The sequence below is a fragment of the Sinorhizobium sp. genome, assembly GCF_059070375.1.
In genome coordinates this window covers 856,588-881,288 of record NZ_JCACWC010000003.1, presented here as the reverse complement: position 1 = coordinate 881,288, position 24,701 = coordinate 856,588, and the positions used below count along the sequence as shown (strand labels likewise).

At 63.5% G+C, this 24,701-nt stretch carries 21 protein-coding genes; 10 read left to right on the top strand and 11 right to left on the bottom strand.

Annotation, left to right across the window (positions count from 1 at the left end; all coding sequences use genetic code 11):
• The first annotated feature begins 11 nt into the window (after positions 1-11).
• The 5 genes from AC5J09_RS16240 to AC5J09_RS16220 all read left to right on the top strand — a co-directional run bounded on the left by AC5J09_RS16240 (position 12) and on the right by AC5J09_RS16220 (position 5,659).
• The gene (locus tag AC5J09_RS16240) at positions 12-650 is read left to right on the top strand and encodes a 2-dehydro-3-deoxy-6-phosphogalactonate aldolase (RefSeq protein WP_494298007.1); all 639 of its coding nucleotides are present in this window, start codon (positions 12-14) and stop codon (positions 648-650) included.
• On the top strand, positions 647-1,531 hold the full coding sequence (locus tag AC5J09_RS16235) for an SMP-30/gluconolactonase/LRE family protein (protein WP_494298006.1): 885 nt from the start codon (positions 647-649) through the stop codon (positions 1,529-1,531). The genes AC5J09_RS16240 and AC5J09_RS16235 overlap by 4 nt, the downstream gene beginning before the upstream one ends.
• Before the next feature lie 89 nt (positions 1,532-1,620).
• Positions 1,621-3,345, top strand: a complete 1,725-nt coding sequence (locus AC5J09_RS16230; protein WP_494298005.1) for an IlvD/Edd family dehydratase — start codon at positions 1,621-1,623, stop codon at positions 3,343-3,345.
• A gap of 349 nt (positions 3,346-3,694) precedes the next feature.
• Complete coding sequence (locus tag AC5J09_RS16225) at positions 3,695-4,327, top strand: PRC-barrel domain-containing protein (RefSeq protein WP_324763017.1); 633 nt, start codon at positions 3,695-3,697, stop codon at positions 4,325-4,327.
• Between the two features lie 288 nt (positions 4,328-4,615).
• A complete protein-coding gene (locus AC5J09_RS16220) occupies positions 4,616-5,659 on the top strand; it encodes a hypothetical protein (protein ID WP_494298004.1) in 1,044 nt (347 codons plus the stop codon).
• A 103-nt stretch (positions 5,660-5,762) separates the two neighbouring features.
• Here AC5J09_RS16220 and AC5J09_RS16215 read toward each other — a convergent pair whose 3' ends face one another.
• Positions 5,763-7,307, bottom strand: coding sequence for a trimethylamine methyltransferase family protein (locus AC5J09_RS16215; protein WP_275596678.1), 1,545 nt, complete (start codon positions 7,305-7,307; stop codon positions 5,763-5,765).
• Between the two features lie 90 nt (positions 7,308-7,397).
• Here AC5J09_RS16215 and AC5J09_RS16210 point away from each other — a divergent pair, with 90 nt between their 5' ends.
• Positions 7,398-8,372: a LysR substrate-binding domain-containing protein gene (locus tag AC5J09_RS16210; RefSeq protein WP_324763015.1), complete on the top strand. Its 975-nt coding sequence runs from the start codon at positions 7,398-7,400 to the stop codon at positions 8,370-8,372.
• Here the strand turns inward: AC5J09_RS16210 and AC5J09_RS16205 are convergent.
• Together AC5J09_RS16205 and AC5J09_RS16200 are read right to left on the bottom strand one after the other, a co-directional pair.
• On the bottom strand, positions 8,345-9,694 hold the full coding sequence (locus AC5J09_RS16205; RefSeq protein ID WP_324763014.1) for a putative bifunctional diguanylate cyclase/phosphodiesterase: 1,350 nt from the start codon (positions 9,692-9,694) through the stop codon (positions 8,345-8,347). The two genes, AC5J09_RS16210 and AC5J09_RS16205, sit on opposite strands and share 28 nt — an antisense overlap.
• Positions 9,691-11,556, bottom strand: coding sequence for a response regulator (locus tag AC5J09_RS16200; protein ID WP_494298003.1), 1,866 nt, complete (start codon positions 11,554-11,556; stop codon positions 9,691-9,693). The genes AC5J09_RS16205 and AC5J09_RS16200 overlap by 4 nt, the downstream gene beginning before the upstream one ends.
• A 240-nt stretch (positions 11,557-11,796) precedes the next feature.
• On the opposite strand from AC5J09_RS16200, the gene mutL reads away from it, so the two are divergent.
• Both mutL and AC5J09_RS16190 read left to right on the top strand, forming a co-directional pair.
• The gene (gene mutL / locus AC5J09_RS16195; protein WP_494298002.1) at positions 11,797-13,605 is read left to right on the top strand and encodes a DNA mismatch repair endonuclease MutL; all 1,809 of its coding nucleotides are present in this window, start codon (positions 11,797-11,799) and stop codon (positions 13,603-13,605) included.
• A gap of 93 nt (positions 13,606-13,698) precedes the next feature.
• A complete protein-coding gene (locus tag AC5J09_RS16190) occupies positions 13,699-13,929 on the top strand; it encodes a DUF2093 domain-containing protein (protein WP_018094360.1) in 231 nt (76 codons plus the stop codon).
• Here AC5J09_RS16190 and lpxK read toward each other — a convergent pair whose 3' ends face one another.
• The 6 genes from lpxK to AC5J09_RS16160 form a co-directional block, all read right to left on the bottom strand.
• A complete protein-coding gene (lpxK, locus tag AC5J09_RS16185; protein ID WP_494298001.1) occupies positions 13,930-14,970 on the bottom strand; it encodes a tetraacyldisaccharide 4'-kinase in 1,041 nt (346 codons plus the stop codon).
• 141 nt (positions 14,971-15,111) lie between these two features.
• Positions 15,112-15,822, bottom strand: coding sequence for an HAD family hydrolase (locus tag AC5J09_RS16180; RefSeq protein WP_018094358.1), 711 nt, complete (start codon positions 15,820-15,822; stop codon positions 15,112-15,114).
• Between the two features lie 29 nt (positions 15,823-15,851).
• A complete protein-coding gene (gene waaA / locus AC5J09_RS16175) occupies positions 15,852-17,165 on the bottom strand; it encodes a lipid IV(A) 3-deoxy-D-manno-octulosonic acid transferase (protein WP_100669293.1) in 1,314 nt (437 codons plus the stop codon).
• 37 nt (positions 17,166-17,202) lie between these two features.
• Positions 17,203-17,439: a DUF4170 domain-containing protein gene (locus AC5J09_RS16170; RefSeq protein ID WP_275596682.1), complete on the bottom strand. Its 237-nt coding sequence runs from the start codon at positions 17,437-17,439 to the stop codon at positions 17,203-17,205.
• 60 nt (positions 17,440-17,499) lie between these two features.
• Positions 17,500-18,318 (bottom strand): 3'(2'),5'-bisphosphate nucleotidase CysQ, encoded by an 819-nt coding sequence (locus AC5J09_RS16165; protein WP_494298000.1) that lies wholly within the window; start codon positions 18,316-18,318, stop codon positions 17,500-17,502.
• 45 nt (positions 18,319-18,363) lie between these two features.
• Positions 18,364-19,710: a TldD/PmbA family protein gene (locus AC5J09_RS16160; protein ID WP_494297999.1), complete on the bottom strand. Its 1,347-nt coding sequence runs from the start codon at positions 19,708-19,710 to the stop codon at positions 18,364-18,366.
• A 151-nt stretch (positions 19,711-19,861) separates the two neighbouring features.
• Between AC5J09_RS16160 and AC5J09_RS16155 the strand changes: the two genes are divergently transcribed.
• Both AC5J09_RS16155 and AC5J09_RS16150 read left to right on the top strand, forming a co-directional pair.
• Positions 19,862-21,688 (top strand): monovalent cation:proton antiporter-2 (CPA2) family protein, encoded by a 1,827-nt coding sequence (locus AC5J09_RS16155; protein WP_494297998.1) that lies wholly within the window; start codon positions 19,862-19,864, stop codon positions 21,686-21,688.
• A 652-nt stretch (positions 21,689-22,340) separates the two neighbouring features.
• A complete protein-coding gene (locus AC5J09_RS16150; protein ID WP_494297997.1) occupies positions 22,341-22,628 on the top strand; it encodes a type II toxin-antitoxin system VapB family antitoxin in 288 nt (95 codons plus the stop codon).
• A gap of 534 nt (positions 22,629-23,162) precedes the next feature.
• On the opposite strand, the gene AC5J09_RS16145 is transcribed toward AC5J09_RS16150, so the two are convergent.
• A complete protein-coding gene (locus tag AC5J09_RS16145; RefSeq protein WP_494297996.1) occupies positions 23,163-24,062 on the bottom strand; it encodes a patatin-like phospholipase family protein in 900 nt (299 codons plus the stop codon).
• A 72-nt stretch (positions 24,063-24,134) separates the two neighbouring features.
• Positions 24,135-24,695, bottom strand: a complete 561-nt coding sequence (gene rsmD, locus AC5J09_RS16140; RefSeq protein ID WP_494297995.1) for a 16S rRNA (guanine(966)-N(2))-methyltransferase RsmD — start codon at positions 24,693-24,695, stop codon at positions 24,135-24,137.
• Positions 24,696-24,701 lie beyond the last annotated feature (6 nt).

The window sequence follows — 24,701 nt, the reverse complement described above, 5'->3', positions numbered from 1 at the left end:
AAAGAAAGAACATGGACAGAATCCCCCTGCCCCCGATGAAACGCCCGTTGATCGCGATCCTGCGCGGCCTGAAGCCGGAGGAGGCGGAAGGCGTGGTCGGCGCCCTCATCGAAACAGGCTTCACGGCGATCGAAATCCCACTGAATTCGCCGGACCCGTTTCGCTCCATCGAGACGGCCGTCAAAATGGCTCCGGCCGGGTGCCTTATCGGCGCCGGTACGGTGCTGACGACGGCCCAGGTGGAACGCCTCGCCGATGTCGGCGGGCGGCTGATGGTGAGCCCCAATGTCGAGCCGGCAGTCATCCGACTTGCTGCGACGAAAGACATGGTGACGATGCCAGGCGTTTTCACGCCGACGGAGGCATTGGCCGCCGCCGCCGCCGGAGCCAGCGGCCTCAAGTTCTTTCCGGCAAGCGTGCTCGGCCCCTCCGGCATCGCGGCGATCCGCGCGGTGCTGCCGGGCGATCTCGAGATCGCGGCGGTCGGCGGCGTGTCGGAGGTCAATTTCGCCGACTATGCAGCGATCGGGATCCGCAGCTTCGGGCTCGGTTCGAGCCTTTACAAGGCCGGAATGAGCGCCGGGGATGTGCGGCAGCGGGCCATTGCCACGCTCGCAGCCTATGATGCCGTCTATGGAGGCCAGCAGTGACCGATCTCGTTCCCTTTTCCGGCCGAACCCTTTCGGAAGCCGTGTGCGAACTCGGCGAAGGCCCCACCTTCGACCCCGACACCGGAACGGCCTGGTGGTTCAATATAACGGGCCGCGAGTTGCATGAGCTTCATCTCGAAAGCGGACGGAAGGCGATCCATCCCCTGCCCTTCCTCGGCAGCGTGCTTGCGACGATCGATCCGCTACGGCAGTTGATCGCCTCGGATCAGGGCCTTTTCGTGCGCGACACCGAAAGCTCGAAGCTACGCCATTTCGCGACGCTCGAGGAAAAGCCGGGCAACCGCTCCAACGACGGACGCGTCCATCCCTGCGGCGCGCTTTGGGTCGGCACCATGGGGCGCAGCGCCGAGAAACATGCGGGTGCGATCTACCATGTGGCCGGCAGCCGCGTCACGAGGCTCTATGGCAACATCACCATTCCCAACGCGATCTGCTTTTCCCCGGACGGGGCTACCGCCTATTTCACCGACACCGACGTCAACCAGCTGATGCGCGTCGACATAGATCCGGCGACGGCGCTCCCGACCGGCGATCCGGTGCTGCTTTCGGACGAAAGCACGAACCCGGGCGGCGTCGACGGCGCCGTCTGCGATGCCGACGGGCTGATCTGGAACGCCCGGTGGGGCGCAAGCGCCGTGGAGGTCTATAAACCGGACGGCCGGAAGGTCGCCCGCTACGCCGTGCCGGCGACGCAGCCGAGCTGCCCGGCTTTCGTCGGCGCCAGGGCCGAACGGCTGCTGGTGACATCGGCCTGGCAGGGCATGGACGACGCCGCGCGGGCAGCCAACCCGCAGGGCGGGAAAACCTTCGACCTCGGGATCGAGGTCAAAGGGCGCTTCGAGCCCGCATTCCGACTTTAAATCCGCCGAACAACAAAGACTGGCGTCGCGCCGGCGAAAAATCATACAATTGCTCCATTGCGCTGAATCGCGGTGGAAGGAGTGCTCGGATGAGCGACAAGAAAAAAGAACTGAGAAGCCGTCACTGGTACGGCGGCACGCACAAGGACGGCTTCATTCATCGGTCCTGGATGAAGAATCAGGGGTTTCCCGACCATGTGTTCGACGGCCGGCCGATCATCGGCATATGCAACACCTGGTCGGAGCTCACACCCTGCAATAGCCATCTGCGTATCCTCGCCGAAGGCGTGAAGCGCGGCGTGTGGGAAGCGGGGGGCTTTCCGGTCGAATTTCCGGTGTCGTCGCTCGGGGAGACGCAGATGCGTCCGACCGCCATGCTCTTCCGCAACCTGCTCGCAATGGATGTCGAAGAGGCTATCCGCGCCTATGGCATCGACGGCGTCGTGCTTCTCGGCGGCTGCGACAAGACCACCCCGGGCCAGCTGATGGGAGCGGCCTCGGTCGACCTCCCGACGATCGTCGTTTCCTCCGGCCCCATGCTGAACGGCAAGTGGAAGGGCAAGGATATCGGTTCGGGCACGGATGTCTGGAAGTTTTCGGAGGCGGTGCGCGCCGGCGAGATGAGCCTGCAGGAATTCATGGCCGCCGAAAGCGGCATGTCGCGCTCGCCGGGCGTCTGCATGACCATGGGCACGGCGACGACGATGGCATCGATCGTGGAAGCCATGGGCCTGTCGCTTCCGACGAACGCCGCCCTGCCCGCGGTCGACGCCCGCCGCATGGCGCTCTCGCACATGACCGGCAAGCGCATCGTCGAGATGGTCCACGAGGACCTCAGACTGTCGAAAATCCTGACAAAGGAGAATTTCGAGAACGGCATCATCGCCAACGCCGCCGTCGGCGGATCGACCAATGCCGTGGTCCACATGCTGGCGATCGCCGGGCGCGCGGGTATCGACCTCTGTCTCGAGGATTTCGATCGGGTGGGCGGTCAGGTGCCCTGCATCGTCAACTGCATGCCGTCGGGCAAGTATCTGATCGAGGATCTCGCCTATGCGGGCGGCCTGCCGGCCGTGATGAATCGGATCCAGCACCTGCTGCATCCCGACGCACCGACGGTTTTCGGCGTTCCGATCAGCAAATATTGGGAGGGCGCGGAGGTCTATAACGACGATGTCATCCGCCCGCTAGACAACCCGTTGCGTGCGGCGGCGGGCATTCGCGTGCTGAAGGGTAATCTTGCGCCCAACGGTGCGGTGATCAAGCCGTCTGCGGCAAGCGAACATCTGCTCGCCCACGAGGGGCCCGCCTATGTCTTCGACACGATCGAAGACCTCAGGGCCAAGATCGACGATCCCGACCTGCCGGTCACCGAAGACACGATCCTCGTTCTCAAGGGTTGCGGACCGAAGGGCTATCCCGGCATGGCGGAGGTCGGCAACATGCCGATTCCGCGCCGGCTCGTCGAAAAGGGCGTGCGCGATATGGTGCGCATCTCCGATGCGCGCATGTCCGGCACCGCCTTCGGCACCGTCGTTCTTCATGTGAGCCCAGAAGCCAATGCCGGCGGGCCCCTGGCGATCGTCAGGACCGGCGACCGGATCCGCCTCGACGCCCTGAAAGGCGAGCTGAACCTGCTCGTCAGCGAGGAAGAACTGGCGGCCCGCATGGCGGCCTGGCAGCCACCCGAACAGAAATGGCATCGCGGCTACTACAAACTCTATCACGACACGGTGCTGCAGGCCGACAGGGGCGCAGACCTCGATTTCCTCGTCGGCAAGAGCGGCAGCGAGGTTCTGCGCGAAAGTCACTGATCGAGCCTTCGCCCCCCGGACGCTGGAACCATGAAGGCGTCCCCTGCGAAAGACAACCGGAATGCGAGCTTCTGCGCCGCGTGTTCACCCGAGCATGCGGCGCAGCCGCATCGAGCGCACACCAATGGAAGCCTCGTGCCGGCCAGCTCGGCGTTCACTTTTTCCGGAACAGTTTGCGTTGCCGGGCGTTGCTTGAGTGTCATCGGCGCAGCATCCCTGGCCCAACTTGAGGCTGCGCCTGGATCACGGTGATGACATCGTGATCGATGCCAAAGGGCTGGAAGGGAATGCGGGCGAAAAGCGCACGTAATGCCCTCTAGCCGACAACGTCAACGAAAGGCAGTCTGACATGAAAGAGAGACTTATATCTTCCGTTGCCGCTGGCGCGCTTCTCGTGGGCGTTGCCGTTGCCCCGATGAGCTTCGCACAGCAAACCACGACGCCTCCGGCTACGGCACCTGAAACCCAGACCATGGAACCCGCCCCGGCTCCGGCTACCCCGCCGGCCGCCGACGAGCAGGCGCAGACACCGGATACGGCAGACAAGACGACCGATATGGCGGCTGGTGACGCCAGCTACCTGACGGAGCAAGCGGAAGACCAAGTGTCCGCGAATACCTATATCGGCCAGTCCGTCTACAATGCCAGCGATGAAAGCATCGGCGAGATCAACGACCTGATCATCGAGAAGGAAGGCGGTATCGCTGCTGCCATCGTCGGAGTTGGCGGCTTCCTCGGCATCGGGGAAAAGAACGTCGCAGTTCCGTTCGACAAGATCGCTATTGCCGACCAGCCCGATTCGGATGACATCAAGCTGACGACCACCGAAACGGCCGACTCCCTGAAGGCCGCGCCGGAGTTCAAGACGAAATCGCAGGTAATGGCCGAGCGTAACGCCGACCAGCCGGTCGATACGTCGACGACTTCGGCAACGGGTACGACGCCGGCACCGGCGCCTGCGGAACCTGCCCCACAGCAGTAAGCTGCGTACGCGTTACAATGATAAAGAAGGAGCGGCGCCGACTGGCGCCGCTCTTTTTTCATGAACAAATTGGTACAGACATCAGACACCAATTACTTCGTTTGTATTAAATAATAATAATTTGTAAAATATATGGAGATGTACTTAGAAATAACGGAAATATTCGATACTTTAATTACTTTAGCTCTCATATGTTCTTTTGAAATAGATTCGTTTGCGAAATAGCCCTTGTGAATTACTGAAATTTTAGGTAGAGGTCCGGGAGGGCTTTCGCGATGAGGGATCGACATGAGGACACGAACTTTTCTTGCTGTGGCAGGTTTTCTGGGAATTGCGGCATCACCGCTAGCTGTCGGCAGTGCGCGGGCAGCCGAACCCCAGACAGAAACCATTGAGACCACAGACGGGTTGATGAATATCTGGCTCGGCGCCGCCTATGTTGACATGAACGTCACGAACGGGTTCGGAGCTGCCATCGACCAAGGCAGTTTCCTCTTCATCACTCAGCCGGATAGCGGCTTGGACATTTCGTCCGCTGGCGCTGAGGTCGGCGGCGATTACTGGGGTTCCGGCCTCGGGCTGGGAGACGTTTACCTTGCGGCAGACTTCCTGATCGCCAGGGACGACGACGACATTCGGCTGGCACTGCCGACGACGGGCGCACGTCCTTTTCTGGACACGCTCCCGCTGGACGGAACCCCTTCCCCCGGTCTCATTATCGCAGGCGCGGGAAGCCAAGCGAACATCTCTGCCGACGCCGACTTCCGTCGCACCTCTGTTGCCGCAGCTCATAAGCTCGCTTTCAGTCCGCTGGACGCCGATATCGCGCTTGGCGCATATGGCGCCCTCAGCCGGTTGAACTTCGGGTCGTCCGTGCGCGGCGTCGGCGGCGGCTTCATAACACTTGACGAAGAGGTTGACGCCGTCTCGGTCGGTCCGATGATCGCACTCCGGAAGACGACGGCGCTAACACCCTCGATCGAGGGCTTTATCGAGGGGCGTGCTGCCGTCCTCTACGCGCATGGCGCGTTCGACGGGGTGCAGACCGCGTCGAACCTACCCGCGGCGTTGAATGTCGAGGATGAGCGTGACGATCTGGCCGGCATGGCTGAAATTCGTGCCGGTGTCTCGCTCCTGGCATTGGGGGCCGGCAAGTTGAGTCTGTACGGCGGACTTGGTGTGCGCAACGATGCGTATGAGATCGTTAATCCCCGTTCACGGACTGGGCTCGTCGCCAGCGATTCCGATTCGTACTCTCCTGGCCCGGCGCGAATCGAACAAACAACACAGTTTACGGGCTCAATCGGCGCAAGGTTCACCTTGAACTTTTGACACGAAAAATGCGGCTGCGCTTCGGCGCGTGCGCCGCTCTACCCAAGTAGGCCGCCCTGCATTCAGTTGCGCTGGGCGGCCTACTCCATTATTTTCTTTGCATTTAGTACCACGCGTCGGCCATGCCGTTCTTGCGCGTTGCGACATAGTCGTTCAGCGCTTCGTCGATGGCCGCATCCAAGGGCGGCGCCTCGTATTCGGCGAGAGCCTTTTTCCAGCTCCTGTTCGCGCGCAGCGCCATGTCGGTTTCGCCCTGTTCCACCCATTTCTCGAAGGGTTCGTTATCGGAAAGGGCGCTGTCCCAGAAGGCGGTCTGATAATTGCGCATCGTGTGGCCGGAGCCAAGGAAGTGGCTGCCCGGGCCCACTTCCAGGAAGGCGTCCATGGCGAGCGTATTGTCGTCGACAACGACGCCGGCAAGATAGGAATGCAGCGCCCCGCAGAAATCCATGTCCATCATGAATTTTTCGTAGGACATGGCCAGCAGGCCGTCGGCGAAGCCTGCCGAGTGCAGGACGAAATTGGCGCCGCAATGTACGGCCGACAGCATCGACATGACGCCTTCCTGCATCGCCTGTGCATCCGGGCGCTTCGAGTTGGAGAAGTTTCCGGCGCAGCGCAACGGCAGGCCGAGCCGGCGCGCGAGCTGGCCGATGACCATGCTGCCGATCGCCGGTTCCGGCGTGCCGAAGGTCGGCGAGCCCGAGCGGAGCGACATCGAGGAAAGAAAGTTTCCGAAGATGACGGGCGCGCCCTTGCGTTCGAGCTGCGTCAGCGCACAGCCGGCAAGCGTTTCGGCATAGGATTGCGCAATCGCCCCGGCATTGGTGACCGGCCCCATCGCGCCGCCGAGGATGAACGGCACGATCACCGCGGCCTGGTTGGCCCGCGCATAGGCCCGCAGCGACTTCGTCATCGTGCCGTCCCAGACGAGCGGCGAGTTGACGTTGACATTGCCGAGAATGACACAGTTGCCGTCGACGAATTCGGCACCGAAAAGAATGCGGGCCATTTCGATCGAATCCTCGGCACGTTCCTCCGAGGTAATCGACCCCATGAAGGCGCGATCGGAGTATTTTATGTGGCTGTAGACCATGTCGAGATGACGTTTGTTCACCGGTACGTCGCACGGTTCGCAGATGGTGCCGCCGGAGTGGTGCAGCCAGGGGCTCGACTGGGCGAGCTTCACCAGATTGCGGAAGTCCTCGATGGTGCCGTAGCGCCTGCCCTTGTCCAGATCCATGACGAAGGGGGAACCGTAAGCCGGAGAGAACACCACGTTGCGGCCGCCGATCTCGACGCTGCGGGCAGGGTTGCGGGCGTGCTGCGTGAATTGCGCCGGCGCCGAACGGACGATCTCTTTCAGCATCCCGGGCTCGAAGGTGACGCGAAGGCCTTCGATTTTGGCCCCGGCGCGCCGCCAGTGGTCGAGCGCCACCGGGTCGTCGCGAAACTCGATGCCGACTTCTGCGAGAATGCGGTCGGCCACCCCTTCGATCCGCTCCAGGTTCTCCTCGCCGAGGATGTCATAGGTCGGTATATTGCGGGCGATGTAGGGTACGCCGAGATTCTTGCTGCCCTCGCGTCGCTGCGGTCGCCCGCTCCGGGTCCGTTTCGGCGCCTCGCCGGTTGCTTCCAACACTTCCATGGTCGATCTCCCATCATTTGCAATGATGGTATTGACGAGAGAGGCTATTGTAACGCAGGAAAAATTCGACGCTTGATATAAGTGGTACTTATGGAAAACCTGCGCCGTCTCCTACCGTCTGCCGCAAGCCTCATCGTCTTCGAGGCAGCCGGCCGGCATCAGAACTTCACACGCGCTGCCGGTGAGCTCGGAATGACTCAGGCAGCGGTGTCCTACGCCATTCGAGGACTCGAGAACCAGCTGGGCGTGCCGCTGTTCCACCGTGTGCACCGGGCCGTCGAACTGACGGAGGCGGGAGAAAAGTTTCACGCGGATGTCTCGGTCGGCCTCGCGCGGATCCAGAAGTCGGCCGAAGACATCCGCGCCAAAGGGCGCGAGACCAATGTGACGCTGGCGGCCTCGACGGCCTTCACCTCCATGTGGATGCTGCCGCGGCTAGCCCGGCTGCGCGAAGACCTGCCGGAGATCGACCTTCGCATCCAGACAAGCGTGCGCGACCTCGATCTGGATGAGGAGCCGATCCCGCTCGGCATTCGTGGCGGGGACCCCAGCCATTGGCCGCGCTATCACGCGGCGGTGCTGGCCGATGAAGTCATTCAGGCCGTGGCGACACCCGCCTATATCGAGACGCATGGGCTGCCGGCAACGCCCGCGGACCTCATCAGGCACAATCTTATCCACCTCGAAGAGCCCGTAAGGCGGGCCTGCGACTGGACCGAATGGTTCGCGAGCGCGGGCCTTGCCTATCCGGCGCAAGGCAAGCGGCTCGCGATCAACGATTACGTGCTCGTGATCCAGGCCGTGCTGGCGGGAGAGGGCATTGCGCTCGGCTGGGAGCATCTGACCGCCCGGCAGGTGCGCTCCGGCGCGCTGGTGCCGGTCGGGGGGCATGTGCTGAGGACGGGCCAGGCCTTCTACGTCGTCTGGCCGCGGTCACGCGAACTCAACAGTCAGGCGCGCCGCATCCGCGACTGGCTTTTGGAGGAGGGCCTCCGCGACCGTTCGGGGGCCGGAACCGCAAGCGGGCATGAGGCGCTTCAGCGCGCCGCCGCCATATCCGGGTAATGCTCGGAAAGGTAACGCAAGGTGGCATCGGCATCGGCGGGCTTGCCGTAGAAATAGCCCTGTCCCAGGCCGCAGCCGAGCGCCTTGAGCTTCAGCGCCTCGGATGAATGCTCGATGCCTTCGGCGACCACGGCGAGTTCCAGCCCCTCGCACATCGAAACGATAGCCTTGACGATATGTTCTGAAGTCCGGTCGGTGGAAATCCCCGAAACGAAGGTCCGGTCTATCTTCACCTTGTCGAGGGAAAAATCCCTGAGCCGCCCGAGGCTCGACTGGCCCGTTCCGAAATCGTCCAGCGACACGCGCACGCCGGCCGCTCTCAATTCGGTGACGATCCTCTGGGCAGTGCCGGCGTCGGCCATCGCAGCGGTCTCGGTGATCTCGAGTTCGAGGCGCCGGGGATCGAGGCCCACCTGAGCTGTGATTGCCAGGAGCCGAGCGCTCGTCGCCGGATCCATCAGCTGGACCGAGGACAGGTTGAAGGACAGGAAGAGGTCCTCCGGCCAGGACAGGGCAGCCCGCGCCGCCTTGCGCAGAAGCATTTCGGAAAGCGCGTCGATGAATCCGCGCTCTTCCGCGAAAGGCACGAACACCGCCGGCGAGACATAGCCGAGGTCGGCGTCGCACCACCGCGCCAGCGCCTCGAAACCCACCGGACGGTCGCTGCGCAGATCGACGATCGGTTGAAAGTGGACATCGATCCCACCGGCGATGATCGCATTGCGCAATGCCTGCTCAAGCTGCGTCGCGTGCTTCATCTCCTGTGCGATCTCTTGCGAGTACACGGTGATCTGTCCGCGGCCGCGCCGTTTGGAGCGGTAGAGCGCGGTATCGGCGCTCTTCAGCAAGTCGTCGAACGTGTCTCCGGCAAAGGGATAGACAGCAAAGCCGAACGAGGCCGAGAGCCGAACGTTCCGGTCGCCGAGTGCGAAGGGCGAAGAGAGCACTTCCTTTAACATCTGGCCGCGCTTCTCCGCACTCCTTCGTTCAAAGACCAGCGGCAGGACGATGGCGAATTCGTCATCCGCGGTACGCGTCACCGTCGCGCCCTCGGGAACGCAGGCCTTCAGCCTGTGCGCCACCTGGCGCAGGATCTGATCGCCGGCCTCAGGGCCGAAGAGGTCGTTGATCGGCTTGAACCCGTCCAGATTTGCGAGGGCGATGGTAAAGGGTGCGGGATCGCTTGCCCGTTCGGCCGCGAGGGCGCAGACGGTTTGCTTGAGGTGGCGTGCATTGCCGAGCTCGGTCAATGGATCGACGAAGGAGGCACTATACGGCCTGTCCCGCTTCGCCCGATCGATACCGAGCTCCTGCAATGTCATTGTGATCCGCTCCGACCAGAACCCGAAACGCGCCTTTCGGCCGCCGGCAGGTGTTTCCGCAGCAGCATCTCGATCATATCCGGGCTGACCGGCTTCATGATGTGGTCATCCATTCCCGATGTCCTGCAGCGCTCGAGGTCGATATCGATCGCCTGGGCGGTCACGGCCACGATCGGCGTGCGACGGCCCGTGCCCTTCTCGGCCTGTCGAATGGCAATGGCGGCTTCAAAGCCGTTCATCACCGGCATGGAGACGTCCATCAGAACCAGGGCGGGCTGGAGTTCGTGCCAGAGGTCCACCGCTTCTCTTCCATCCGCGGCGATCCGGTGGGAAATCCCGAGCCCCTCCAGGATCTGCGCGAAGACGAACTGGTTGACGTGGTTGTCCTCCGCGACGAGGACTTCCACCGTCGGCGCATGCGTCGCGGGCGCGAGATCGCGGTCGAGCGCAATCCCCCATTCGGGCTGCAGCAACGGCGAACGCGCGTCGCGGGCGCGGACAGCGAAGATCTCCGCAAGCAGGATCGTCGCATCCATATCGCTCGATACCTCGACCCACGTACAGGCGCGCCAGGAGGCGAGAGCGCGATGCTTCTCCGGAAAAGCGGTGTCGAGCAGAAGAAGGTCGATCTCCAATCCGCGGGCTTCGGCAGCCAGCGCGAAGGCGTCGAGTTCCCCGCCATTGCGGACCGCACAGGCGTCAAGCCCGGAGCCGCGCAGCCGCGCCACGAATCGCTCTTCCATGTCCCGGTCGGCGGTCGCCAGAAGTACGCGCAATTCCCGAGCCGGCAGCATGTCGATCTTCGATCCGGCGTGGGCGAGTTGCTGCAAGTCGAGCGACCGGAAGGGATCGTAAAAATTCTGCGCGGGCGTGAAGATGCTATAGTCCCGGATCTGCAGGCCGGTGTCGCCGCCCTTTTCCGAGCCGTCATACCAGACGGCGATATCGGTGACGTCGGTCATGCAGGTGACGACGAAATGGCGGCCGGGCAGGCCGATACGATATTTGCGCGTCACGACCCAAAGGTCGCTGCCGTCGGCGCGAACGATATGCTCCGCCTCCGAATGCGGCATGCCTGTCTCCAGGACGTGGCGGTCCGATCGTTCGAAGTGCTCCGCAAGCTCCGTTTCTACGAGGTCCGAGGCGGAACGTCCGAGCATGGCGTCCGGCGCGAGATCGTGGATGACGCAGAAGGCCTTATTTACGGCGATGTAGTGGAGGTTGCTGTCCTTGACGCAGATGGGATTGGGCTGAGCGTTGAGGATCTCTTCCGTCAGGGCGATCCGCTGGAGATCGGTCCGGGCCTGCACGTCGCGCTTCTTCTGTTCGGAGACGTCGCTGACGGCGAGAAGGCCGATACCGCTCGACAGCCGCCGCTGACGCAGAGAGAGCCAGCGCGTACGGCCGGCCCTCTCGACATTCTCGTAGCGTTCCCGCCAGTGGAGCGCCATCTGCTCGGCGATCCAGTCTTCGCGGTTCGGCCTGTGCCGGCTGGACTCCGGCAAGGTTCCTGGGCGCACGCCGGTATCGTATACCGCCCCCAGAAAATCGCGCAGCCGCGTCCCGGGAACCAGCATGGCGGCTGGCACGGGGAAAAATTGCAGTATCGAGGCGCTTGCGAAGGTGATGGTGTCGTCCCGGCCGAAAACGAGCAAGGCGGCGCCAAGCGTTTCACCGCTTGCCTCCAGAATGATCCTGCTGATGTCTGCGCCGCCCGACGCCACATCATTCATCGCGCTGCCCTCGTTCCCGCTACAGCGCCAGTCGTCCTTGGACGCATAACGGGTGCTGTAGCACTCTGTCCGCTGAACGGCCTTCCCGGCCCGGCTACGGTCCGGCCAACCGATCAGCAGCGGTTTCATTTCGGGACATGCTGGCCGCCTTTGAGGCATCCTTTTGAAGGGATGCGGGCGGCGTCCAGCAACGCCGCGGTGCTCCAGAGGCAAAAACCCGACGATCATTCAGGTTGCTGTGGAAAATTGCAGCAGAACGTTAAAGCCCGATTAAGTCGCAATCCCGCTTTTTGCAGGTGCCGGCCGGCAGCCTTGGAGAAGTGTGCGCGCGGGGCTTTCCCTCCCTCTCCGAATCCTGGAAAATAGGGCATGGCCATCAAGCAACTTTCTGAAACGCTCATCAATCAGATCGCCGCCGGCGAAGTCATCGAACGACCGGCGAGCGCCGCGAAGGAACTGATCGAGAACGCGCTCGATGCGGGCGCGACGAGGATCGAGATCGCGACCGCCGGTGGCGGCAAGACGCTCCTCAGGGTCACCGACAACGGCATCGGCATGTCGCCGGCCGATCTCGAACTGGCGATCCGCCGCCATTGCACCTCCAAGCTCGACGACAGCCTCGCCGATATCCGGACGCTCGGTTTCCGCGGCGAAGCCCTGCCCTCGATCGGATCGGTCGCGCGCCTGTCGATCACCACGAGGACGGCGGAGGCCCGGGAAGGCGCGGCGATCACGGTCACCGGCGGCAGGAGCGAGCCCGCCCGTCCGTCGGCCGCTATCGTAGGCACCGTGGTCGAGGTGCGCGACCTCTTCTTCGCGACCCCGGCGCGGCTGAAATTCATGAAGTCGGAAAAGGCCGAGGCGGCTGCGATCTCGGAAGTCGTCCGGCGTATGGCGATCGCCTTTCCGAGAGTGCGTTTCGTGCTTTCCGGCTCCGATCGCACGACGCTCGAATTCCCAGCAACAGGCGACGACCGGCTGGCGCGGATGGCGCAAGTGCTCGGCCGCGACTTCCGCGACAATGCCATCGAGATCGACGCCGAGCGCGAGGATGCGCGGCTGACGGGCTTTGCCGGCGTGCCGACCTTCAACCGCGGCAATTCGCTTCAGCAATATGCGTTCGTCAATGGCCGGCCGGTCCAGGACAAGCTGATCATGTCCGCGATCCGCGCCGCCTATGCCGAGACCATTCCGCAGGGGCGCTACCCGATCGCGGTGCTGTCGATCACGCTCGATCCGGCTCTCGTCGACGTCAATGTCCATCCGGCAAAATCGGACGTGCGCTTCCGCGATCCCGGACTGATCCGCGGCTTGATCATCGGCGCCATCCGCGAGGCGTTGGCGCGTGAGGGAGACCGGGCGGCGACGACCGGGACCCATGGGCTGATGCGCGCCTTCCGTCCCGAGTTCCACCGGGCAGACCGGCCGCAGGAACCCTGGACGGCCGCCGTCTCGCCCTATCGGCCGCTGCGCTTCGACGAGGCCGCGCGGGGTTTTGCAGAAGCACCCCAGGCGGCCTTCTCCGATTTCGCCCAGCCGTCCGCGCGCAGCGCCGCCGCCGTCGAGGCGACGCGCGCCGACGATGGACGGGCGGTTTCCTTCCCGCTTGGTGCCGCCCGCGCCCAGCTTCATGAAAACTATATCGTCGCCCAGACCGACGACGGGCTCGTGATCGTCGACCAGCACGCCGCCCATGAGCGTCTCGTCTTCGAGACGATGCGAACGGCGCTCCACGCCCGCCCGGTACCGGCGCAGGCGCTGCTGATCCCCGAGATCGTCGACCTGCCGGAAGACGATTGCGACCGGCTGATTGCGCATGCGCAGGAATTCACGCGCCTGGGACTGGCCATCGAGCGTTTCGGCCCCGCGGCGATCGCCGTCCGCGAAACGCCGGCGATGCTCGGAGAAATGGACGCCGCCGGACTGGTTCGCCAGCTTGCCGACGAGCTTGCGGAATGGGATACGGCCGGTGGGCTCGCCGGCCGGCTCGAATATCTCGCCGCCACCATGGCCTGCCACGGCTCGGTGCGCTCGGGCCGCCGGTTGCGCACCGAAGAGATGAACGCTCTGCTTCGCCAGATGGAGGCCACGCCCGGCTCCGGGCAGTGCAATCACGGCCGGCCGACCTATATCGAGCTCAAGCTGGCTGACATCGAGCGGCTTTTCGGGCGGAGCTGAGACCCTGCTGGAACCATCTTCCGAAACCGCTGGTTTTTTGCAGGGCGCCGCGATAGATCAGGACGTCCACGATTAGACGAGGCCCGTTCAGGCATGATGAACCGTTTTGAAGGAAGCTCCTCCCGGGAGGCGAAGATCCGCTATCTCGACGGAGACTTCCAAGTCGTACTTGCCGGCTCGCACGTGATCTGTGCCGTTACGGGCAAGCCCGTTCCGGTCGATGAACTCAGGTACTGGAGCGTCGCGCGCCAGGAGGCTTACGCCGACGCGGACGCCTCGCTCGAAGCGGAACGACGCGCCGGCGGCCTGGCGGGTCAGGCTTGACTAACCCGTCTTGCGCTCGCGCAATCGGCGGGCGCGGGCGGAGGCAAGTGTCGCGTCGATGATTGCACCCGGCGCTGCCGGATCGTCGAAGCGCACCTCGATCTCGATCACGCGGCTTTTCGCCGCCAGTTCCCCTGCCCGCCCGTGTCCGGGCTCCAGGCGAACCATGTCCTTGGCCGTGGTCACCAGCGTATAGCCCCGGCTTGCGGCGCGGTCGATCAGATCGGCAATCTCGTCTTCGGAGAAATGGTGGTGATCCGGGAAGGTCCGGGTCTCTTCGATCACCGCGCCGGTCTCGCGAACGGTCTTGAAGAACTTTTCCGGATCCGCGATTCCGGCCCAGGCAAGGACCTTGACGCCCTCGAGCGGCCCTGTATCCGTGCGCACCGTTTCGGCCACATAGACGGGCTTGCCGGCCCGCGCCGCCTGGCGGACGAGAGAATCGGCGGCGGAGCCGTGGCCGAGTTTCAGGAGAGCGTTGGCATGGCGCAGCTGATTGCCGATCGGCGCCCGAACCGGGCCGGAAGGCACGAGATGGCCATTGCCGATGCCGCGGCCGGAATCGACCACCAGAAGGGCGAAATCGAAGACGAGCCGGGCACTCTGGAAGCCATCATCCATGATGATGATATCGGCGCCTTCCGCAGCAAGCTTGCGTGCGCCATCCACCCTGCGTCGGCAGATCACGGTGAGGGCCTCGCGGGCAAGCAGCAGCGGCTCGTCGCCGACGTCGCGCGCGCGATGGTGCTCGGGGTCGACCACCGTCGTGACGTCCAGCGACCCGCCATAGCCGCGGCTCAGGAAAGCGGGCTTCAGGCCCCGTGCCCTGGCGGCACGTGCAATCGCGATCGCCGTCGGGGTCTTTCCGGCTCCGCCGACGGTGAAGTTGCCGATGCAGATCAGCGGCACGGCGGAGGTCGCCCGGCGCGCCCGGTCCATGCGCATCCCGGCGATCCGGCCGTAAACCCAGGAAAAGGGCCAAAGAGCATAGGCGCGCCAGTCGGCCTTGGTCCACCAGAACGGGGGCGCTTCTGAAACCATCTTTACCCGTAAATATCCGTGCGGCCGCTCCTGCACATCGAGGGCAGGAACGGCAAATCCAGAACTTTCCGCCGCGGGCATCGGCCGTGAGCGGTGTGACCGGCGACAAAGAACGTCAGAACGGAGAAAAAGGCAAGCCGATCAGTTCGTGAGCACCGCTTCCAGCTCGGTAATATCGGCGAGGCAGTGGTCGCAAGACGCGGCAAGCGACTGGCGCGATCCGGTGCCGGTCAAAACGGCAACCGTCATGCCGACGCCGGCACTGCGGCCCATATGCATGTCGTGATTGTTGTCGCCGACTACGGCCACCTCGTCGGGTGCAAGCCCCGTTGCGGCGCAAAACCCGAGCACCATGCCGGGCTCCGGCTTTGTGCCATAGCCGCTATCGTAGCCGGCGACGTAATGGAGGTAGTCCTCGAAACCGAAGCGTTTGGCGGTTTCCCGGATCGAGCGCTCGTTATCGCTGGAGGCGACGCCGAGCCGGTAGCCTTTCGCGTGCAGCCCGGCAAAAAAGGAAGCGAGATCGGTCACCGGCACGGCATAATGCGCGGATTGTGCAAAGAGCCCGTCGAACAGCGCCGTCAATTCTTCTACGGTAAACGGCGCGCCGGCGCCGACCATGCCGGTGGCAATCTCCACCGTATTCCCGGCCGCAAGCAGGCTGTCGGGAACGACATATCCGGTCTCCGGGTCCATCCCGCCCGCCTGAAGGAGGACACGCGCAAGGCTCTCATTGCCCTTGGCGGCGATCCGCGCCAGCTCGTAATTCACCGGCACCCAGCTCTTCACGTAGTCGAGAAGGGTGCCGTCCTTGTCGAACAATATGCCGGCGATCGGTTTCGTTGCGGGCATGGTCCCTTCCAGAGTCGAGGCTTCACGTTTCAGGCTTCGGGGCGCGGCTCCAGCCGCGCCTTCACCACAAGCGGGTTGATGTAGGGGTCGAGGCCCTTCATCGTCGCCGTCAGCGCGCCCCGCATCTGTTGCACGGTTTCGAGTCCGGCATCGATCATCGAGCGACGCATGTCGTCGTTGGCGAGCAGGTAGTTGACCCCCTTGGCGAGCATCTCCGTATCGCGCACGATCTTGGCGCTGCCGTTCTTCGCGAGCATCTGGTAGGTCTCGCGGAAATTCTGCACATTCCCGCCGGAGAGCACCGCGCAGCCGAGCATTGCCGGCTCGAGCGGGTTCTGGCCGCCCTCGGCGAAAAGCGAACGTCCGACGAAAGCGACTTCCGTCAGCCTCAGATAGAGCCCCATTTCGCCGATCGTGTCGCCGAGTAGAATGTCGACTTCCGGTGTGACCGGATCGCCGCGCGTGCGGCGCGCGACGGTCAACCCCTTCGCGACCAAGGCAGCCTCGATCGCGTCGCAGCGCTCCGGATGGCGAGGAACGATGATCGTCAGTAGGCCGGTTCTCTCCTTCAGCGCCTGGTGAACGGTCCCGGCCGCATTCTCCTCCCCCTCGAAGGTCGAGATCGCAGCCCAGGTCTTTCGTGCACCGATCTGCTGGCGGTATTCGCGCAGGTCCCGGGGATCGTGCGGCGGCGCGTCGTTGTCCACCTTGAGGTTGCCGGAGACCGTAACCGGGAGCGCACCCAGCGTGCGGAAACGCTCCGCATCGACATCGGACTGAGCGATGACGAGCGCGAGATTTTCAAAGAGAGCATCGGCGAGCGACGGCCGGCGCCTCCATCGGGCGAAGGTGCGGTCGGAAAGACGGCCATTGACCAGAACCTGCGGAATATGGCGCCTGCCGAGCTCGATGATCGTCATCGGCCAGATCTCCGATTCGGCGATGATCGCCAGATCAGGCTGCCAATATTCCAGAAAACGGCTCACCGCCGGCTTGAAATCGAGCGGCACGTACTGGTGCACGACGGCCGAGCCCAACCGCTCCGCGGCGACGCGCGCCGAGGTCGTCGTACCGGTGGTCAGCACCACGGCGATGCCGCGGCGGCGGATTTCCTTGATCAGCGGAGTGACTGCATTCGTCTCTCCGACACTGGCGGCGTGGAACCAGACGAGAGGGCCCTGGGGCCGCGGCGCACTAGCATAGCCATAGCGTTCGCGCCGGCGTGCCGGGTCCTCCTTGCCCTTCGCCGCGCGGAGCGCAAGATAGGACCAGAAGAAGGGATAGACGGCCGTTCCGAGCCAGCGATAGCCGGAAAGTGCCAGCCTTGCGCGCAGGCTGCTCATGAACGCTTGCCCTCCGCCGCGTCCGACGCCGACGGCATTACTTCGCTTCCGGATCGAGCAGGCGATGCATGTGGACGATGAAATAGCGCATATGCGCATTGTCGACGGTCATCTGAGCCTTGGCTTTCCAGGCGACATGCGCGCTCTCGTAGTCCGGGAAGATGCCGACGATATCCAGATTTTCCAGATCGCGAAACTGCACGTCGGTGAGCGTTGCCAATTCGCCCCCGAAGACGAGGTGCAGCCGTTGTTTTTTCTCGGAGTCGTGAGCCATCGAAATTCCATCTGTGTTCTTATTGGTGTTGGGGTGGTTTGCGGCATTCGCCCCTAAAGGTCAATGGGGCTCAAGCGGCCTGGAGGCGGCGAGCAACGCCGGCAGCGCGGTTCCCGAGGCCGCTCCCAGAACGCCGTGGGTGACAGTCGGGCGGTTGTAGGACAAGGGCTCGCCATCGAGACTGCAAAGCGCGCCCCCGGCGCGCGAAAGGATGAGGTCGGCGGCCGCCAAATCCCAATCGTGCGAATTCCGCTTGACGATCGTTCCATCGATGCGTCCATCCGCGATCATCGCAAGGCGATAGGCGAGCGACGGCACGTGCGACACACGCATCATCCTGTTGCGATAGGGCAATGCCAGCCTGCCCATGACATCCTCGGCCGCCGCCACCTTCAGCACCGCGCCGGACGCCGCCTCCCGCACGGCAATCGCCTTGCCGTTCTTCTGCGCTTCGCCATCGCGGGTCGCCTGGAATATCTCGTCGAGGGCGGGCGCATAGAGAACGCCGGCCACAGGCTGGCCACGGTGGACGACGGCGACGCTGACGCACCAGAGATCCTTGCCGGCGATGAAGGCCCGGGTGCCGTCGATGGGATCGACGACAAAGACGGTCTCGCGGACGAGACGGCTTTCGTCGTCGTCGGTCTCCTCCGAAAGCCAGCCATAGTCCGGCCGTGCGGCGAGCAGCCGCCCCTTGAGGATGTCGTTGGCGGCGAGGTCGGCCTCGCTTACGGGGGAACGGCCCTCATTTTTCCAGCGGACGTCCAGCGTCTTGCGGAAATAGCCGAGCGCAGTGTCGCCCGCCGCGACTGCAGCGGTAAGAATGAGTTCGAGGTCCTCGTCCCAGGCCGGGCGGATCGAAAGGGCTGTTTCTGACATGCAAATCCTTACACGCGGCGCTGTAGTGCAACGCACCGCCCACATTCAAGTTCCGGCGATCGTCATGCCTTCGATCGCAAGCGTCGGCGCGGCGATGCCGAACTTCCTGTCGATGTCGTCGGCCGGCGTCAGCGCCATGAACATCTGCTTGAGATTAGAGGCGATCGTCACCTCGGAAACGGGATAGAGGATTTCGCCGTTTTCAATCCAGAAGCCGGAGGCGCCGCGACTATATTCGCCCGTCACCATGTTGACACCCTGGCCGATGAGCTCGGTGACATAGAAGCCGGTGCCGACGCCGCGGATCAGATCGTCGCGCGAGACGGAGCCGGGCTCGAGGGCGAGATTGGTGGAGGCCGGGCTGACCGCCGGACCGCCGCGAACGCCGCGCCCGTTGGTCTCGAGACCGAGTTCCCTGGCCGCAGACGTGGACAGGAACCAATGGCGCAGCACGCCATCCTCGACCATCGACAATTTCGAGCCGCTGACCCCCTCCCCGTCGAAAGGACGCGAGGAGGCGCCGCGGACGATCAACGGATCGTCGGTAACGGCAATGCCCGATTTCATGATCTGCTTGCCCATCATGCCGCGCAGGAAGCTCGTCTTGCGGGCGACCGACGCTCCGTTGATGGCTCCCGCAAGATGTCCGACGAAGCCGCGTGCGACGCGCGGGTCGAAAACGACCGTCACGTTCTTCTGCGTCGCGACGCGGCGGGGGTTGACGCGCGCCGCCGCCCGCTCGCCGGCGACCCGGCCGATATCCTCGGCAGTGCGGAGCTCATCGAAATAGAGGCGGCTGTCGAAGTCGTAATCGCGTTCCATCTTGGTGCCTTCGCCGGCGATGGCGCTGACGGAGCAGCCGAAACGGGTGGCCATATAGGAGCCGGAGAAACCATGAGACGTGACGAGCACGAGCCCGCCCATGCCGGCCGATGCGCCCGCCCCGCTGGAATTGGTGACGCCTGTGACCGAAAGCGCGGCTCCTTCGGCAGCGAGCGCCGCCTCCGTGAGTGCTTCGGTCGATACGTCCCGGTTGTCGAAAAGTTCGAGATCCGGATAGGACTTCGCCAGGCGATCGGGGTCGGCAAGCGATGCGTAAGGATCCTCCGGCGACGCCTTGGCCATCGCCACCGCACGCTCTGCCAGGACCTTCAAATCGAAGCCCGGATTGGCGGAAACACTGGCGACGCGCCGCCCGACAAAAACCCTGAGCGAGAAATCGTCGCTCTCGGAAGCTTCCGTCGCCTCCACCTTGCCGAGCCGCACCGAAACCGAACGGGAGCGGCCACGCACCACCACGGCATCCGCGGCATCCGCGCCGGCGCGGCGCGCCTGATCGACAAGCTCGGCGGCACGTTGCTCGAGGACGGCGGAATCGATCGTCTCAGACATGATTTTGGCCTTTCATTCCTGTCCCATTTATTGTGCACTGAAGCATGCATCAAGGGCATCATCGTGATTCCCGCCCCAGCAGCAAAATGATATGCGGCGGAATACGCCCTCTCCCACGGGTCCCCCGGCCGTTATAGCGGAAGCACCGAGCATGGAAACGACAACGATAATCTATTCGCAGGCGCTGATGCTGCTTGCCGGCGCCGTGATCGCAGCGCCGCTGTTCAAGCGTCTCGGGCTCGGCACCATCCTTGGTTACCTCGCCGCCGGCATCCTGATCGGTCCCGTCGCCCAGCAAATCACGGAAGGCGAAGAGATTCTGCATGTCTCGGAACTCGGCGTCGTCTTCCTGCTGTTCATCATCGGCCTCGAGCTGAAACCGTCGCGGCTGTGGCAGATGCGGCGCGACATCTTCGGTCTCGGTACGGCACAGGTCGTGATCACCGGCGCCGTTCTTTCGTTCCTGATCGCGTTCAGCGGTCTTCTCGGAGGCGCCGGCAGCGTCATCGCCGGCTTCGGCCTGGCGCTATCCTCCACGGCCTTCGCCATGCAGATCCTGGAGGAGAACAACGATACCAACACGCGCTATGGCCAGCGCGCCTTCTCCATTCTCCTGCTCCAGGACCTGGCGATCGTGCCTCTGCTTGCGATCATTCCGCTGATGGCGGCGCAGGCACCGGAGGATACGACCACGCCGATCGAGGACTTCGCGATCGCCATCGCCGCCGTGGCCGCGCTTTTCGCCGCCGGTCGCTATCTTCTCAATCCGCTGTTTCAGGTGATCGCGCGCACCGGCGCGCGCGATGTCATGATCGCAGCCGCGCTTCTCGTCGTCATGGGCGCGGCGACGATGATGCAGCTCGCCGGCCTTTCCATGGCGATGGGCGCCTTCCTTGCCGGGGTGTTGCTGGCGGAATCGTCCTATCGTCACGAGCTGGAGGCCGACATCGAGCCATTCCGCGGCATCCTCCAGGCGCTTTTCTTCATGGCGGTCGGCCTGTCGCTCGAGCTCCATGTGGTGGCAGAGAACCTGCTGAGCATCATCATCGCCGTTCCCGTGCTGATGCTGGTAAAGAGCCTGGTCCTTTACGGACTGTGCCGGGCCGCCGGCTCACGCCACAACGACGCCGTGCGCATCGGCCTGCTTCTGCCGCAGGGCGGCGAATTCGGCTTCGTGCTCTTCACCGCAGCCGCCGCGGCCGGCGTCTTCTCGCAAGCCACGTCCTCCCTGCTCGTCGCCATCGTCACGCTCTCCATGGCGTTGACACCCGTGGCAGCGATGCTCTCCAGGCGGCTGATGCACAAGCAGGACGAACTGGCCGAGGAAATGGAAGAGGATTTCGAGGGCGCCGGCGCCGACGTGCTGATGATCGGTTTTTCCCGCTTCGCCCAGATCGCTTCGCAGATCCTTCTCGCCGGCGGCCGCGATGTGACGATCATCGACCATTCCGCGGCGCGCGTGCGTCAGGCGGCCACATTCGGCTTCCGCATCTATTTCGGCGACGGCACACGCCTCGACGTCTTGCGAGCGGCCGGAATAGAGAAGGCGAAGATTGTCGCCGTGTGCACGCAGAAGAAGGAGGTCACGGACAAGATCATCGATCTCGTCCATGCCGAATACCCGAATGCCCGCATCTTCGCGCGCTCCTACGACCGCCTGCACACGCTGGAACTGCGCGCACGGGGTGTCGACTACGAATTGCGCGAGACGTTCGAGTCGGGTCTGCTTTTCGGCCGAAAGACGCTCGAGGCGCTCGGCGTGAACGGCGACGAAGCCATTGGCATCATGGACGATATACGCCGCCGCGACGAGGCAAGGCTGGTGCTCCAGGAAGCGGAGGGCATCACCGCCGGCCGCGACATGCTGCATTCAAGGCCCGTCCGGCCGGAACCGCTGGTAAAGCCGAAGCGTGAAGTCACTCAGCCTGACGATGCTCTGCCGGATCTTGCCGACGAGACGCTGGAAAAGGCGGAGTGATATCAGGGCCTGTTAACACTGGTGCTAAGGCCTGTTGAGATTCATTTTGAGTTTATGACGGCTGCTGCGAGATGGATAATGGCGTTGAAGCTTGTTTCCTTTGATCGTAGCCGATCAAAAGACAAAAACATGCAGCAGCTCAAAGTGCTGCAGCGACCTTCGCGCGTCTCATAAGACGCGCAGCGCTGTAGGAAAACGTATCGGAGGACTGCATCTCTCCTCCGTCCTCATCCCTGTGCTCGTCACAGGGATCCAGCAGCGCCGCGTCTGCGGCGCAGGAAGAGTTCTTTCAGCCCAAGGACTTGGTCTGGCTGGATTCCTGTGACAAGCACAGGAATGAGGAAATCAAACAAGCCGCCGCGGGTGGCCCGAATCTCGACAGGCCTTAGAGCGGGAGAAAAGTGTGTGCGGGTTTCCGCCCGCATCCCGCGTCTCAACTTCTTGGAATCGATACGCTCATGTTTTAGGTCGATCCGACTTAAATCATCTTGATCTAAGAGAAAGGGCCCTCTCTGTCAGGGCCGAAATGATCTCCAGGAACTCCGCGTCACGACCCGTCGACCGTCCCTGCTGCCGCAATATGGACGTGCGTTCTGGATATCAATGTTTCATTCCGGTAGAATATAGACTGGTGGGAACCAGGAAGCCTCTAATGGCGCGGAGCATCAAGGATATAGAAACCGAGCAGCTTGCCCGCACACTTGAGCGGCGGACAGGGGAATCCATCACGCTGGCTACCAAGCGTGCCCTCGAAGAACGATTGCGCCGAACCGACACCGCTGCCCGGCGCGCGGCTCTTCTGAAGGATCTGGAGGCCATTCAACGCCGCTGGAATGCCATGCCCGTCCTCGACGGTCGCAGCTCCGATGACATCATCGGTTATGACGAGGATGGACTCCCCTCAAGTGATTTCTCGCAAACCGATATCCCGGCGGCGTAAGACTCGCGCAGTTGGTCCTGCAGGAAGCGGAGGGTCACCGCCGGCCGCGACATGCTGCATTCAAGGCCCGTCCGGCCGGAACCGCTGGTAAAGCCGAAGCGTGAAGTCACTCAGCCTGACGATGCTCTGCCGGATCTTGCCGACGAGACGCTGGAAAAGGCGGAGTGATATCAGGGCCTGTTAACACTGGTGCTAAGGCCTGTTGAGATTCATTTTGAGTTTATGACCGCTGCTGCGACATGGATAATGGCGTTGAAGCTTGTTTCCTTTGATCGTAGCCGATCTGTGCTCGTCACAGGGATCCAGCAGCGCCGCGTCTGCGGCGCGCAAGAGCCTTTCCAGCCCAAGGACTTGGGCTGGCTGGATTCCTGTGACAAGCACAGGAATGAGGAAATCAAACAAGCCCGCGGGTGGCCAGAATCTCAACAGGCCTTAGAGCGGGAGAAAAGCGCGTGCGGTTTTCCGCCCGCATCCCGCGTCTCCGACCGGGGATGTTTTCAAGCCGGTTGAACAGATCATTTGCCCCTCGGTCGCCTATATCCCCTTCTTCCACCGATCGATACGCTCTGCTAGCGCGCGCTTCACCTCGTCCTTGGTCCCGCTGGTGGCGGTAAGCAATTCCTGCGCCCGCAGGAAATCCAGGACGCGGAACCGCCCGACATCGGGACGCAGGAGAATATCCGGTGCGCCGGCCTGCATCTTCATCGTGATGATCGACTGCATCATCAACTGGGTCGCGCCGAACAGGCTGTCGATACGGCTCGGGATCGTCTCCCCGTCGCCATCCGGCCCGCCGACGACATCGACGGCGACGACGATATCTGCCAGTCCGCGCAGGTGATCGAAGGGGATCGGATTATAGATGCCGCCGTCGATCATCACGCGGCCGTCGATCTTCACCGGCATGAATACCGCCGGCAGGGCGCAGGAGGCAGCGAGCGCCTTATAGAGGTCGCCGCTTTCGCAGACCCGCTCCGTCTGCCCGTAATAGTCGGTGACGATGATTTTCAGGGGGATGGCCAGATCGGAGAAGCGGACAGGCACCGCCTCAGGCAGGAAGGCCTTCAGCACACGCTCTATATTGAACTGGCCGACGCGGAAGCCGCTCGCCACAGCCTCGGCAAGACTGGTCGGCCTCAATCGCCATAGGCGGTTGAGAACCTCCCCACGCCTGCCGACGGTCGAAAGCACGTGTTCGCGGATTTCCTTCCCGCTCATGCCGGCGGCCACGCCCGCGCCCATGAGAGCGCCGATCGACGAACCGGCGACGACCGCCGGCCGAAGCCCCATCTCATCAAGCGCCTCGATGACATGGATGTGGGCAAGTCCGCGCGCGCCGCCGCCGCCGAGGGCAAGCGCGATGGTCGGCTCCCCCTCGCTACCCGCGGCTTTGCATATCGTGGACAGGTTCTGCTCCATCGCCACCTCCGTCATCGGCCATCCTGCACGAGGGGCAGGCCGAGATCACGCGGAATCTGAACAGCTCCAACCGACTTTGCGCCGGTCTCAGGCGCCTCGGAAACGCAGAAAATGCATGAGCGTATCGCCGAAGGCGCGTTCGTCGACCGATTCGAAACTTTCGGAGAACTGCGGCCGGACGTCCGCGCGCTCCTCCAGGATTGCAAGGGCACCCGGAACGAGCCAACCGCCGCGGGCGGCCGCGGCCAGAGCGCGTTCGCCGAGACCCCTGCCATAGGGCGGATCTGCGAACACCAGATGAAACGGCTCCATCGTCCCGACCGGTCCGAGATCCGTCGCGTCGCGGCGAAAGATCTTGGCCCGCCCCTGAAGGCCGAGCGCTTCGATGTTGATCCGCAGCAGCCCGCGTCCCTCGACCCCCTGCTCCACGAAGAGAGCCTGCCGGCAGCCGCGCGACAGCGCCTCGAGCCCGACGGCCCCCGTGCCCGCGAAAAGATCGAGAACGCGCGTTCCGTCAAGCGCCTCCGGATAGGCGTGGCTCAGGATGTTAAACAGGCTCTCGCGCGCGCGGTCCGTGGTCGGACGGATATCGTCCGATTTCGGCGCGGCCAGCGTGCGGCCGCGAAATTCTCCACCGACGATGCGCACGGCCGC